The organism is Xanthomonas axonopodis (assembly GCF_001304695.1).
Classification (GTDB): Bacteria; Pseudomonadota; Gammaproteobacteria; order Xanthomonadales; family Xanthomonadaceae; genus Xanthomonas; species Xanthomonas axonopodis.
On sequence record NZ_JFAQ01000102.1, the window covers coordinates 1 to 12,545 of the forward strand.

Below are 12,545 nucleotides of genomic sequence, written 5' to 3' on the forward strand. Positions count from 1 at the left end.
GCGCATGTGCGCGCGCTGCGCTCGGTGCTGCCCACGCACATCCCGGTGTACGTGGTGGGCGGCGTCAGCCCGCAGACCCTGGCCGGCTTCATCGCCCAGTTCGCCGCCGGTGCCGGCATCGGCGGCGAACTGTACAAACCCGGCCAATCGCTCGAAACCACCCAGACGCATGCACGCGCCTTCGTGCAGGCCTACCAGGAACTGCAAGGATGAAGATCACCCGCCTCACCACCTATCACGCCGCACCGCGCTGGCTGTTCCTCAAGGTCGAGACCGACGAGGGCATCACCGGTTGGGGAGAGCCGGTCATCGAAGGCCGCTCGCGCTCGGTGGAGGCTGCCGTGCACGAACTGGCCGGCTATGTCGTGGGCAAGGATCCGGCGCGCATCAACGACCTGTGGCAGACCCTGTACCGCGCCGGTTTCTACCGTGGCGGCGCCATCCTGATGAGCGCCATCGCCGGTATCGACCAGGCACTGTGGGACATCAAGGGCAAGGCGCTGGGCGTGCCGGTGTACGAATTGCTGGGCGGACTGGTGCGCGACCGCATGAAGACCTACCGCTGGGTCGGCGGCGACCGCCCGGGCGCCATCATCCAGCAGATCACCGACTACCGCGCGCTGGGTTTCGACACCTTCAAGTTCAACGGTACCGAAGAAATGAAGCTGATCGACAGCGCGCGCGCCGTCGATGCCGCCGTGGTCAAGGTGGCCGAAATCCGCGAAGCCTGCGGCAACACCATCGACTTCGGCATCGATTTCCACGGCCGCGTCGGCGCGCCGATGGCCAAGGCGCTGCTGCGCGAGCTCGAACCGTTCAAGCCGTTATTCGTCGAGGAACCGGTGCTGGCCGAACAGGCCGAGTATTACCCGCGCCTTGCCGCAAGCACCTCCATTCCGCTCGCCGCCGGCGAGCGCATGTTCTCGCGCTTCGAGTTCAAGAACGTGCTGTGCGCCGGCGGCATCGGCATGGTGCAACCGGACCTGTCGCATGCCGGCGGCATCACCGAATGCGTCAAGATCGCCGCGATGGCCGAAGCCTACGATGTGGGCTTCGCCCCGCACTGCCCGCTCGGCCCGATCGCACTCGCCGCGTGTCTGCACGTGGACTTCGTTTCGCACAACGCCGTGCTGCAGGAACAGAGCATCGGCATCCATTACAACGAAGGCGCGGACCTGCTCGACTACGTCATCAACAAAGACGATTTTCACTGCGTGGATGGCAGCATTGCGGCCCTGCCCAAACCCGGGCTCGGTGTGGAGATCGACGAAGAGATGCTCAAGCGCGCAAACGAAAACCCGCCTGACTGGCGCAACCCGGTGTGGCGCCACAGCGATGGAAGCATCGCCGAATGGTGAGCACGCCCGAACACACCGCCGTGCTGGCGGTCGACAGCCGCTGCACGCATGGCGAAGGCGTGCTGTGGTGCGAGCAGCGCCAAGCGCTGTACTGGGTCGACATCAGCGAAAAACGCCTGTGGCGGCATCATCCGTCCAGCGCGCAGACGCGCTACTGGACGCTGCCCGACCGCCCCGGCTGCATCGGCCTGATGGACGATGGCCGCGTCTTGGTTGCGCTGGCCAAGGCAATCGGCATTGTCGATCCGGACACCATCGAAGAAGACGTGCCCTTCGAAAAACTGGCAGACGTGGAAGCGGACAACCCGCTCACGCGCAGCAACGATGGCCGCGTCGACCGGCTTGGCAATCTGGTGTTCGGCACCATGGACGAGCACGACAGCAAGGCCGCACGCGGTGCGTTCTACCAGTTTTCGCTGAAGCATGGCTTGCGCGCCCTGCCGCTGCCGGGCGTGTCCATTCCCAATTCGATCTGCTTCAGCCTCGACGGCCGCACCATGTATTACTGCGATTCGGTGCGCCCGCAGATCCTGTGCTGCGATTACGACCCGCAGACGGCGCAAACCAGCAACACGCGTGTGTTCACCACCCTCGATCGCGATGACGCCGAGCCGGACGGCTCGATCATCGACAGCGAAGACCACCTGTGGAATGCGCAATGGCGTGCGTCGCGCGTGGTGCGTTATCGCCCCGACGGCAGCGTGGAGCGCATCGTGCAGTTGCCGATCAAGCATCCCACTTGCAGCGCCTTCGGCGGTGCCGCGCTGGACCGCCTGCACGTGATCAGCTCGCGTCTGGACCATAGCGCCGATGAACTAGCCCGCATGCCCGAGGCCGGCAGCCTGTTCGTCTGCGAGCTCGCCATCGCCGGCCTGCCCGAAAACCGGGTGGCGAGCGCGTGATCGCCATCGACTGGGGCACCAGTAGCCTGCGCGGCTATCTGCTCGATGCCCACGGCAACGTCCGTGAGCAGCGCCGCGGTAGCGCCGGCATCCTGGCCTGCCAGGGCCGCTTCGACGAGGTGCTGGCTGGCTTGGTCGACGGCTGGGACGGCCCGCTGCTGCTCTCGGGAATGATCGGCAGCCGCAATGGCTGGGTCGAGCAACCCTACCTGCCCTGCCCGGCCGACACCGCCGCACTCGCCCGTGCGATGCGCTGCTACGACGCCCTGTTGCCCGGCCGCGCGCTGTGGTTCGTGCCCGGCGTCAGCACCGGCGAACAAGCCGGCGTGCCCGATGTGATGCGCGGCGAAGAAACCCAACTGGTCGGACTGATCGCCGCACTCGGCGACGGCGCGCATGTCGCCTGCCTGCCCGGCACGCACAGCAAATGGGCGCGGATCGCCAACGGCCAGCTGACAGATTTTTCCACCGTCATGACCGGCGAGTTGTACGCCGTGCTGCGTCAGCACAGCATCCTCGGCAAGCTGATGGATGACGACCACGCCGAGCTGGACGCTGGCGCATTCGTGCAAGGTGTCGACCGCAGCAACGCCCCCGGCGGCCTCAGCCACCACCTGTTCGGCACCCGCACGCTCGGCCTGTTCCAACGCCTGTCCTCCGCGGCGCTGCCGTCCTACCTCTCGGGCCTGCTGATCGGCCACGAACTGCGCGAGCATCGCGGCGGTCACGCCATCGTGCATCTGGTCGGCAGCCCTGCTCTGGCGCAACGCTACGCACTGGCGTTGCAGCATCTGGGCGTCGAAAGCCAGTTGCATCCGGAAGATCTGGCTGCGGCAGGGTTGTTCGCGCTGGCCAGGCAGCGCGGGCTGGCCTGACAGGCCAGCAGCAAAACGCCGACACCTCCACACCCATCACGCGACTGCTTTAGAATCGGAAGGCTAAACGCCGGATTCCGCCATGCCTTTTGTTGTCACCGAAAACTGCATCAAGTGCAAATACACCGATTGCGTCGAGGTTTGTCCGGTGGATTGCTTCCACGTCGGCCCGAACTTCCTGGTCATCGACCCGGATGAGTGCATCGACTGCACCCTGTGCGAGCCGGAATGCCCCGCCAACGCGATCTATCCCGAAGACGACGTGCCAGCGGGCCAGGAAGCCTTCGTGGCCCTCAACGCCGAACTCGCCAAGGCCTGGCCGGTGCTGACCGTGCGTCAGGAACCGGCGCCGGATGCCGCCGAATGGGATGGTAAGCCCAACAAATTGACGCTGCTACAGCGCTGAGTTGCACGGGCCAGACGCAACGCATCCATATGGCCGCGTGCCTCTGCAGAGCAAGCGCAGGAAACTCCGCACCAACGCAAAACGGGCGCCCAGGACGCCCGTTTTGCCATCCAGCAAACCGAACCGGCCTCAGCCGCCCAGCTTGCCCTTGAGCGCAGTGATCACCGCCACCGGCGCGGCTGCGGTTGCTGGCATGCCACGCGGGTCCACTGCCGACACGTAGCTGCCGGCATCGACCTTGACCACGCGCACCAGGAAGCTGGAACCCTCGTAGCTCACGTCGTATGAGCCGAGCATCTGCGCCTTGCTGGCAATGGTCAGGCCTGGGATATCGGCCAGTGCCGCGCCCACCTTGGCAAACACCTCGTCGCGCTCGCCCGGCACGGTGAAACCGCTGTTGGCGCTCGCCGACGGCGGCGTGTTGCTGTTCTGCTGCGTGGTGGAGGCCAGCGTCGGCACCTTCATCGCACCGGAGGTGTCGGGCAGGTTCAGATCCGGCGGCACTTCCAGCGGGCGGGCTTCCGGGGCCAGCGCATAGTCGCCGCGCGCGCCCTTGTGAAACCAGCTGCAACCGCTCGTGGCAGCGACGGTGGCGGTCGCCAGCAACGCGAGCGACAGCACGCGGACGGGGGAAACGGAATGACGCATCGATAGATCTCCTGGGTCAGGCCGCGAGCATTTCGCGGCTGGAAAGCGTTTCCAACGCAATGGCGTCGGCGGCAAGGCGGTCGGCAGCAGGCTGGTGCGCCGCAGAAAGAGGCAGCAGCGGCAAGCGCAGGCCGTGGCCGATCCCGGCGCGCTGCAGCAGCGCCTTGACCGAGGTGGGATTGGATTCGATGCCGCAGAAGCTGTGGTACTCGCTCAACCGCGCGTCCCAGGCGGTGGCGGCATCGCGCTGGCCATCGCGGGCCAGATCGCACAGGCGCCGGTACGCCGCCGGCAAGGCGTTGGAAGCCACCGAGATCAGCCCGGCAGCGCCGGACAACATCGCGTGCGCCGCACTGCCGTCGTCGCCGCTGAGCACCACAAAACTGGCGCTGCGCAGCGCCAACAGCGCGGCAATGCGCTCGGGTTCGCTCCGTGCTTCCTTGATACCGACGATGTTCGGATGGCCCACCAGTTCGGCCACCGTCTCCGGCAGCAGGTCGCAACCGGTGCGACCCGGCACGTTGTACAGCACCACCGGCAGGCCACCTTCGTTGGCCACCGCCAGAAAGTGTGCCTTCAAGCCGGCCTGGGTCGGACGCACGTACGGCGGCGTCACCACCAGCGCGTACTGCGCGCCCAGCGCCGCAGCGCGACATGTCTGCGCAATGGTCTTTGCCGTGCCGGACAAGCCGGTGCCGGCCAGCACCGGCACACTGCCGGCCACCTGCGCCACAGCAGCGCGCAGCAGCGTGTCGTATTCGTCCTCGCTCAATGCCGCCGCTTCGCCGGTGGAGCCGGCAACCACGATTCCCTGCACACCGCCGCGCAACTGCTGCTCCAGCAGCCGCCGCCAGGCATCCAGGTCGAGTGCGCCATCGGGACCGAAGGGGGTCGCCAGCGCGGTGATGATGCCGGAAAGGGACAAAATTCTGCTGCTCTTACATGACAGGAAAAGGCCCGCGCGCGCGGGTTGCGACCGCCTGCATGTTACTTGCGGCGCGAAAGCACGGGCAAGTATGCTGGTCACCGCCAGGGCGCCTGCCCGGGCGGCCATTCAGCCTGATGCAATGCCGGAAGCCCCTTTGACCGACTCTACACCCCGGCCTTCGCCGACCGAAAATCACCTCCTGATCAACGCCTACACGACGCATCCGGAGTCCCCCCTGTTGCCCGTCACTCGCCGCATCGCCGACAGCGGCTGCAATCTCGTGGACGCCCGTCTGGCCACGGTGGGGCGCGACGTCTCGGTCACCGCACTGGCGACCGGCTCCTGGGATTCGGTCGCCAAGCTCGAAGCCATGCTGACCCGGCTCGAACGCGAAGAAGGACTGAAGCTGGTGTGGTATCGCACCGGCCCCAAGCAGACCCAGTCCAATCTGCTGCCGTACATCGTCGAAGTGATTGCCGCCGACAAGCCGGGCATCCTGTTCCAGCTGACCGATTTCTTCGACCGCCAGGGCATCACCATCGAAAACCTGCAGAGCACGCGCTACCGCGCCATGCAGACCGGCGCGGAGATGTTTTCGGCGCAGGTGACGATCGGCGTGCCGGCCAACATGCACATCGCCGCCTTGCGCGATGATTTCCTGGAATTCTGTGATCACCTCAATCTCGACGCGATCATGGACCCGATGAAGTTCTAAGGCACCCATCAATGGCCATCGCGATCTCTGCGCTAACACAGATGTTCAACCACATCCGCTCCGAGACCGATTGGAATCTCGACGGCCCGCTGCGCTGGGAATACTTCTTCGCCGATCCTGCGCAGGAGCCGCTGCAGAAACTCGCCGAGCAACTGGCCCAGGACGGCTATCGCGTCATCGACATCTTCCTCGGCGAACGCGACGAAGACGACGGCGATGATGAAGAGTCGTACTTCCTGCATGTGGACAAGAAAGAACACCACACCATCGAGTCGCTGAATCAGCGCAATGCGCAGTTCGACGCACTTGCCAAACGCTTCCATGTGGTTGCTTATGATGGGATGGACGTCGGCCCGGCATGACCGCGCCGTACGCCCCTCCACTTTGGGCTGAGCAACGATGACCGACGCTGTGCTGGAATTACCCGCTGCAACCTTCGACCTACCGCTGGCGCTGTCCGGCGGCACCCAGACCACCCTGCGCGACTATGCCGGCAAATGGCTGGTGCTGTACTTCTACCCGAAGGACAGCACGCCCGGCTGCACCACCGAAGGCCTGGACTTCAACGCCTTGCTGCCACAGTTCAAAAAAGCCGGCGCCGCGGTGCTGGGTGTTTCGCGCGATTCGGTGAAGTCGCACGACAACTTCTGCGCCAAGCAAGGCTTCACCTTCCCGTTGATCAGCGACAGCGATGAAGCGCTGTGCCGCGCCTTCGACGTGATCAAGGAAAAGAACATGTATGGCAAGCAGGTGCTCGGCATCGAGCGCAGCACCTTCCTGCTGTCGCCCGAGGGTCGCATCGTGCAGCAATGGCGCAAGATCAAGGTGGCCGGCCATGCCGAGGCCGTGCTGGCCGCAGTAAAGGCGCACGCCAAACAGTGACACCCCTCGCTTCCCGCTTCCTCCATCACCCTGCCCCGGCAGGCGTGATGGCTCGCCCCTGCTCCATCACTTGGAAGACCCAATGACCCGAGGCAAGCGCATCTACGTGCTGGACACCAACGTGCTGATGCACGATCCCACCGCGCTGTTCAAGTTCGAGGAACACGATGTGTTCCTGCCGATGCAGGTGATCGAGGAGCTCGACAACGCCAAGAAGGGCACCTCCGAAGTCAGCCGCAATGTGCGCCAGGTGAGCCGGTTCCTGGACGAATTGCTGGAGAACACCAACGCCGAGCAGATCCAGGCCGGCATCCTGCTCAGCCATCCGCAGGGCATCCAGCTCAAGGGCCAGGCCGCGATCGGCCGGCTGTTTTTCCAGATCAAGCCCATCGATCCGGGCCGCACCTTCGGCGAAATGCTGCCGGACAACAAGATCCTGGCCTCGGTACTGGCGCTGCGCGAAGAAAACCCGGATGTGCCGGTCATTCTGGTGTCCAAGGACATCAACCTGCGCATCAAGGCCTATATCAGCGGCCTGGCCGCCGAGGACTACCAGAACGACCGTGCGCTGGACGATTTCAGCCTGCTGTTCACCGGTGCGATCGAACTGCCGGAAGATTTCTGGCAGAAGCACAACGAAGATCTGCGCAGCTGGAACGAACGCGGCCGCACGCATTACGAAATCGTCCTGGCCGAGGACGAAGACTGGTATCCGAACCAGTACCTGTACCTGCCTGGCGACGATGAGGTGGAGCTGCGCGTGGCCAAGGTGGGCGGCGGCAAGGCCGCCTTGTGCCTGGTCGACGATTTCCGCAGCGGCCAGCATGCGGTCTGGGGCATCGTGGCACGCAACCGCGAGCAGAATTTCGCGCTCAACGCGCTGATGGATCCGGAGATCGACTTCGTCACCCTGCTCGGCACCGCCGGCACCGGCAAAACCTTGCTCGCACTGGCCGCAGGCCTGGCGCAAACCATGGACCAGCAGCGTTACCGGGAAATCATCATGACCCGCGCCACCGTCAGCGTGGGCGAAGACATCGGTTTCCTGCCGGGCACCGAAGAAGAAAAGATGACCCCGTGGATGGGCGCACTGACCGACAATCTGGAAGTGCTCACGCACAACCAGGAGGGCGGCTCGTGGGGCCGTGCAGCCACCAACGACCTGCTCGCCAGTCGCATCAAGATCCGCTCGATGAACTTCATGCGCGGCCGCACCTTCCTGTCGCGGTATCTGATTTTGGACGAGGCGCAAAACCTCACGCCCAAGCAGATGAAGACCCTGATCACCCGCGCCGGCCCTGGGACCAAGATCGTGTGCCTTGGCAACGTCGAACAGATCGACACCCCCTACCTCACCGAAACCACGTCGGGGCTGACCTACGCGGTGGATCGCTTCAAGGCATGGCCGCATAGCGCGCATATCACGCTGCGTCGCGGCGAGCGCTCGCGTCTGGCCGACTTCGCGTCGGAGGTGTTGTGATGCGCGCATATCGCGGCGCGGTGGCGCTCGCGGTGATCGCGCTGGCCGGCTGCGCCACCACGCAGGGGCCAGCCAGCGTGCCGACCAATCTCAAGAACGGGCAGTCCTGGATCATCACCCGGCAGAGCGTGGCCGAACAGGTGTTGCAGACCTGCTCGCGCGACAGCCCGGCGCGGCATCCCGGCCAGATCAGCGGCTATTGGGCGCCGAGCCATCAGCAGATCGAACAGCTCGAAGCGCGGCAGGATGCGTTGACGCCCACCATTGCCGAGCCGCGCGAGTTCGACCGCCAATACGTGGGTGTGGTGATCCAGGGCCAGCAGTTGATCTACATCAATGCGTTCAAGCTCCCCAACGACCCGCCGGTGAAACCGGCGCGGGAAGCGATCCAGGTCTGCGACGGCGGCAGCATGTTCTGGGGTGCGCTGTACGACCCGCAGACCGGCACGTTCTCGCAGATCGCAATCAACGGTAGCCCCTGACCCGAGATGGGAATCCTGCTGCCGCGCTGGGTCTGGATTGGCGCGGTGGCATTGTCGGCCGTGGCCGGCATGGTCAATATGGTGGCCTACCTGGGCTCCGAACACCAAGTGGTCAGCCACCTCACCGGCACGACCAGCCTGCTCGGCGTTGCCCTGGCGCAAGACGCAGCTCCAGACATCGGCTTTCTCTGCGGCATTCTCATCGCCTTCTGCGCAGGCGCCATGCTCAGTGGACTGATCATTGAAGACGATGTCTTGCGGCTTGGACAGCGCTACGGCGCTGCGCTGTTGATCGAGGCCCTGCTGTTGCTGGGCGCCATTGCGCTGTTCAAGCTGCATCATGTCGGTGGTGTCCTGTGCGCCGCTGGCGCCTGCGGCCTGCAGAATGCGATGGCGACCACCCTCAGCGGTGCAGCGGTCCGCACCACGCATTTGAGCGGCATGTTCACCGACCTGGGCATCGGCCTGGGGCACCTGCTGCGCGGGCGCTCGCTGCAGGTGCGCCGCCTCGCGCTGAGCGCACTGATCATCAGCGGTTTTCTCGGCGGCAGCATCCTCGGCATCTTGCTGTTCCAGCGCTGGCAGTACGACGCGCTCTACCTGCCGGCCAGCCTCACCGGATTGACCGGTGCCGGCTATGTCGCCTACCTGCAATGGCGTCGCTGGCGCACAGGATGATGCGCACATCCTCCGGCCAGCAGTGCAGAATCGCCACATGACTACGCCCAGTACGCTGTCTGCATTGAGCATCGCCGGCTCCGACTCCGGCGGGGGCGCCGGCATCCAGGCCGACCTCAAGACCTTCGCCGCACACCGCGTGCACGGGCTGTCGGCGATTACCGCATTGACCGCGCAACACACCCGCGCCGTCACCGCCGTGCATCTTCCACCACTGCCCTTTCTGCAGGCGCAGGTGGATGCCTGCTTCGCCGATTTCCAGATCCAGGCGGTCAAACTCGGCATGCTGGCCAATGCCGAGGTCATTCATTGCGTGGCCGACCTGCTTGAGCGATATCGCCCGCCGTTCGTGGTGCTCGACCCGGTGATGGTGTCCACCAGCGGCGCGCGCCTGCTCGAAGATGCGGCACTGGGCGCGCTGCGCACGCGCTTGCTGCCGCTGGCCACCCTGGTGACCCCCAATACGCCCGAAGCCGAGCTGCTGACCGGCCGCCGCATCGACAGCGCCGACGCCGCTGAACATGCCACCGCCGCCTTACTCGACCTGGGTGCCAACGCCGTGCTGCTCAAGGGCGGACATCTGCACGAAGGCGCACGCGTGCTCGACCGCTTCGATGACGGCGTGACCCAGGACGTGTTCATGCACCCGCGCCTGCAGGTCGATGCGCACGGCACCGGTTGCAGCCTGTCGGCGGCCATCGCCGCGCAGCTGTGTCAGGGCCTGTCGCTGCTCAATGCCTGCGAAGCGGCGATCGATTACGTTGCACGCGCCATCCGCCTCGGCCAACGCCCCGGCCACAGCGATGTGCTGGTGCTCGACCACTTCGGCGCCGCGCCCGGCGCATGAGCGTGCAGACCGATACACTGCTCGCCAGCGCTGCAGATGGGCACCGCTGGCAAATCATCCGTTGTGCGCCACCGCACCCGACGACAACGCTGCTGTGGCTGCCTGCGTTGGGCGTGGCAGCGCGGCATTACCAACCCTTCGCACAGGCGCTCGCGTCCACCGGGGTTGCGGTGTATCTGCACGAATGGCGCGGCAACGGCAGTAGCACGCTACACCCGTCGCGTGAGCACGATTGGGGCTATCGCACGCTGCTTGCAGACGATCTCCCCGCCAGCCACGCGCTACTCGATATCAATGATGCGCAGTTGCCGCGCATTGTTGGTGGACACAGCCTTGGCGGTCAGCTCGCGTGCTGCTATGCCGCGCTGCATCCTGCGCAATTCGCCCAGCTCTGGCTGGTGGCCAGCGGCTCGCCGTACTGGCGCAATTTTCCCGCCCCGATGCGTTACGGCCTGCCCTTGGCGTTTGGGTTGTTGCCGTGGCTGGCGCGCAGGCAAGGCGTGCTGCACGGGCGCAAGCTCGGCTTTGGCGGCACCGAAGCACGTAGCCTGATTGCCGATTGGGCACAGATCGGCCGCAGCAATCGCTATCGCGCGGCAGGCGCGCCATGGGATCTGGAACAGGCACTGGGCCAACTGCGCGTCCCGATCCGCGCAGTGACCCTTGCACGCGACACGTGGGGCCCGGCAGGTGCGCTGCACGCGTTACTCAACAAGATGCCGCAGGCACACCCAAACCATGTGCGATTGGATGATGAGCAACTGGGCACACGCAGCGATCATTTCGCCTGGATGAAAACGCCTGCGGCCGTGGTCGCAGCGCTGCGCGCCTGACCACCACTTCAACGACGCTGCAATTTCACAAAGGGATTGACGGGCCCGTCGGTCGTCCGCATAATTCCGCTCCTGACGAGGCGCCCGTAGCTCAGTTGGATAGAGTACCTGGCTACGAACCAGGCGGTCGGGAGTTCGAATCTCTCCGGGCGCACCATCCTCAGAACAAGAAAAAGGCAGCACCAACACGCTGTTTTTCGTTAAAAAGATCCGATCGCCCTGCGTCAGATCTGCAAGTCAAACAAGATATGCGCCCGTAGCTCAGTTGGATAGAGTACCTGGCTACGAACCAGGCGGTCGGGAGTTCGAATCTCTCCGGGCGCACCAATCTTGAAGAAAACGACCAGCTTGCTGGTCTTTTTTTTGCCCGTCGTTTTTGCCGAAGCAGACGATGAGGCGCATCGCACTGGATTGCAGCGTGCCGTTACGTCGGGCGATGCCGATCTCGCAGCGAAACGCTCGCCGAGGTCACCACAGGCGCCGCATCCAGTGCAATCAGGCCGTGGCAGCAGTCGGGTTCGTGTCGGCAACCAGCGCCACCGGCACCAGCGATGTCACCGGATGCCCGGCATCGCGCCATGCATCCAGACCGCCCAGCAGCGGCCGCACATCGTGGTACCCGCGCTCGCGCATCCGCGCGGCCAACCATGCTGCGGACACCTCGTCCGGACACGCGCAGTAGATCACCACGCTGCGGTCGCGCGGCACGCTGGCAAGGATCTGCGCCAGCTGACGCTCGTCGGCGAACACGGCGCCGGGAATCGTGTATGGCTGCAACTGGCGATAGCCCGGGGCGCGGATATCCAGCACGGTCGGCCGCAGGCTTTCTTCGCCATCCAGCAACGGCACCAGCTCCTCTACCGCGATGCGCGCATGCTCCAGCGATCGCAACAGGCTCTGCCGTCGTCGCGAGCGCCAACCGACATAGCCGGCCAGCAACGCGGCCAAGACCACGATCGCGCCCGAGCCGAGGTCGGACAGCAAGGCGAGCACGTCCTGCACCTGACGTGCGAACACAGCACCCACACTCAGGCCGACCAGCGCCCACAACGCTGCACCGAAGGCGTCGTATCGCAGGAACGCCGCAGGACGTACCCGCATTGCCCCGGCCATCGGCACCGAGACCATCGACAAGCCCGGCACGAACTTGGCCACTGCCAGCACGCGCACGCCCCAGCGCGAAAAGAAGCACTCGGTCTGCTTCATGCAGCTGTCGCGCGACAGCGACAGCCGACACAGCGACTGCAGGTGCGGTTACCGAAGCGGCGACCGGCCAGATACCAGACCAGATCACCCAAGAGACTTGCCGCGACAGACACCGCCAACGCTGCAAGCCCGGCCAGCCAGGCATCGCTGCCACCTTGCAACGCATAGCTGGCGCCGACCAGCACCAGGGTCGGCAATGCTGGCACCGGCAGCCCGAGCGACAACGCCAGCACGTTGGCGAACACCAGCGCCAATCCGTACTGCTCGATCAAGCCTTGCATGCGACGACCCTGCGCGACGGCGGG

The 12,545-nt window shown here is 65.2% G+C and carries 13 protein-coding genes, 2 tRNA genes and 3 pseudogenes; 15 read left to right on the forward strand and 3 right to left on the reverse strand.

The window, feature by feature from the left end; genetic code table 11:
- The 5 genes and pseudogenes from XAXN_RS10380 to fdxA form a co-directional block, all read left to right on the forward strand.
- Positions 1 to 213, forward strand: a pseudogene (locus XAXN_RS10380) (2-dehydro-3-deoxy-6-phosphogalactonate aldolase); the annotation flags it as partial.
- A complete protein-coding gene (gene dgoD, locus XAXN_RS10385; protein ID WP_042822150.1) occupies positions 210 to 1,358 on the forward strand; it encodes a galactonate dehydratase in 1,149 nt (382 codons plus the stop codon). The pseudogene XAXN_RS10380 and the gene dgoD, both read left to right, overlap by 4 nt.
- Positions 1,352 to 2,260, forward strand: coding sequence for an SMP-30/gluconolactonase/LRE family protein (locus tag XAXN_RS10390; RefSeq protein ID WP_054319493.1), 909 nt, complete (start codon positions 1,352 to 1,354; stop codon positions 2,258 to 2,260). Before dgoD ends, XAXN_RS10390 begins: the two co-directional genes overlap by 7 nt.
- Complete coding sequence (locus XAXN_RS10395; RefSeq protein WP_054319494.1) at positions 2,257 to 3,135, forward strand: 2-dehydro-3-deoxygalactonokinase; 879 nt, start codon at positions 2,257 to 2,259, stop codon at positions 3,133 to 3,135. Before XAXN_RS10390 ends, XAXN_RS10395 begins: the two co-directional genes overlap by 4 nt.
- 82 nt (positions 3,136 to 3,217) lie before the next feature.
- A complete protein-coding gene (fdxA, locus tag XAXN_RS10400; protein WP_042822145.1) occupies positions 3,218 to 3,541 on the forward strand; it encodes a ferredoxin FdxA in 324 nt (107 codons plus the stop codon).
- A 129-nt stretch (positions 3,542 to 3,670) separates the two neighbouring features.
- Here the strand turns inward: fdxA and XAXN_RS10405 are convergent, their stop codons facing one another.
- Both XAXN_RS10405 and dapA read right to left on the reverse strand, forming a co-directional pair.
- Positions 3,671 to 4,189: a hypothetical protein gene (locus tag XAXN_RS10405; RefSeq protein ID WP_054319495.1), complete on the reverse strand. Its 519-nt coding sequence runs from the start codon at positions 4,187 to 4,189 to the stop codon at positions 3,671 to 3,673.
- A gap of 16 nt (positions 4,190 to 4,205) precedes the next feature.
- Positions 4,206 to 5,114, reverse strand: a complete 909-nt coding sequence (dapA, locus tag XAXN_RS10410; RefSeq protein WP_054319496.1) for a 4-hydroxy-tetrahydrodipicolinate synthase — start codon at positions 5,112 to 5,114, stop codon at positions 4,206 to 4,208.
- Between the two features lie 91 nt (positions 5,115 to 5,205).
- On the opposite strand from dapA, the gene XAXN_RS10415 reads away from it, so the two are divergent.
- From XAXN_RS10415 to XAXN_RS10460, 10 genes and pseudogenes are all read left to right on the forward strand, one after another.
- Positions 5,206 to 5,832 (forward strand): glycine cleavage system transcriptional repressor, encoded by a 627-nt coding sequence (locus tag XAXN_RS10415; RefSeq protein ID WP_134980278.1) that lies wholly within the window; start codon positions 5,206 to 5,208, stop codon positions 5,830 to 5,832.
- An 11-nt stretch (positions 5,833 to 5,843) separates the two neighbouring features.
- A complete protein-coding gene (locus XAXN_RS10420; protein WP_054319497.1) occupies positions 5,844 to 6,194 on the forward strand; it encodes a ribonuclease E inhibitor RraB in 351 nt (116 codons plus the stop codon).
- A 37-nt stretch (positions 6,195 to 6,231) separates the two neighbouring features.
- Positions 6,232 to 6,714 (forward strand): peroxiredoxin, encoded by a 483-nt coding sequence (locus XAXN_RS10425; RefSeq protein WP_042822139.1) that lies wholly within the window; start codon positions 6,232 to 6,234, stop codon positions 6,712 to 6,714.
- 82 nt (positions 6,715 to 6,796) lie between these two features.
- Positions 6,797 to 8,194, forward strand: coding sequence for a PhoH family protein (locus XAXN_RS10430; RefSeq protein WP_054319498.1), 1,398 nt, complete (start codon positions 6,797 to 6,799; stop codon positions 8,192 to 8,194).
- Positions 8,194 to 8,676 (forward strand): hypothetical protein, encoded by a 483-nt coding sequence (locus XAXN_RS10435; RefSeq protein WP_054319499.1) that lies wholly within the window; start codon positions 8,194 to 8,196, stop codon positions 8,674 to 8,676. Before XAXN_RS10430 ends, XAXN_RS10435 begins: the two co-directional genes overlap by 1 nt.
- Positions 8,677 to 8,682: 6 nt before the next feature.
- Positions 8,683 to 9,354: a YoaK family protein gene (locus XAXN_RS10440; protein ID WP_054319500.1), complete on the forward strand. Its 672-nt coding sequence runs from the start codon at positions 8,683 to 8,685 to the stop codon at positions 9,352 to 9,354.
- A gap of 37 nt (positions 9,355 to 9,391) precedes the next feature.
- Positions 9,392 to 10,201, forward strand: coding sequence for a bifunctional hydroxymethylpyrimidine kinase/phosphomethylpyrimidine kinase (thiD, locus tag XAXN_RS10445; protein ID WP_054319501.1), 810 nt, complete (start codon positions 9,392 to 9,394; stop codon positions 10,199 to 10,201).
- Positions 10,198 to 11,074: pseudogene (locus XAXN_RS10450) on the forward strand (alpha/beta hydrolase family protein). The gene thiD and the pseudogene XAXN_RS10450 overlap by 4 nt, the downstream one beginning before the upstream one ends.
- 40 nt (positions 11,075 to 11,114) lie before the next feature.
- Positions 11,115 to 11,191 (forward strand) — tRNA-Arg (locus XAXN_RS10455).
- Between the two features lie 93 nt (positions 11,192 to 11,284).
- Positions 11,285 to 11,361 (forward strand) — tRNA-Arg (locus XAXN_RS10460).
- Between the two features lie 168 nt (positions 11,362 to 11,529).
- Here XAXN_RS10460 and XAXN_RS10465 read toward each other — a convergent pair.
- Positions 11,530 to 12,521 (reverse strand): annotated as a pseudogene (locus tag XAXN_RS10465) (DedA family protein/thiosulfate sulfurtransferase GlpE).
- Positions 12,522 to 12,545: the final 24 nt, after the last annotated feature.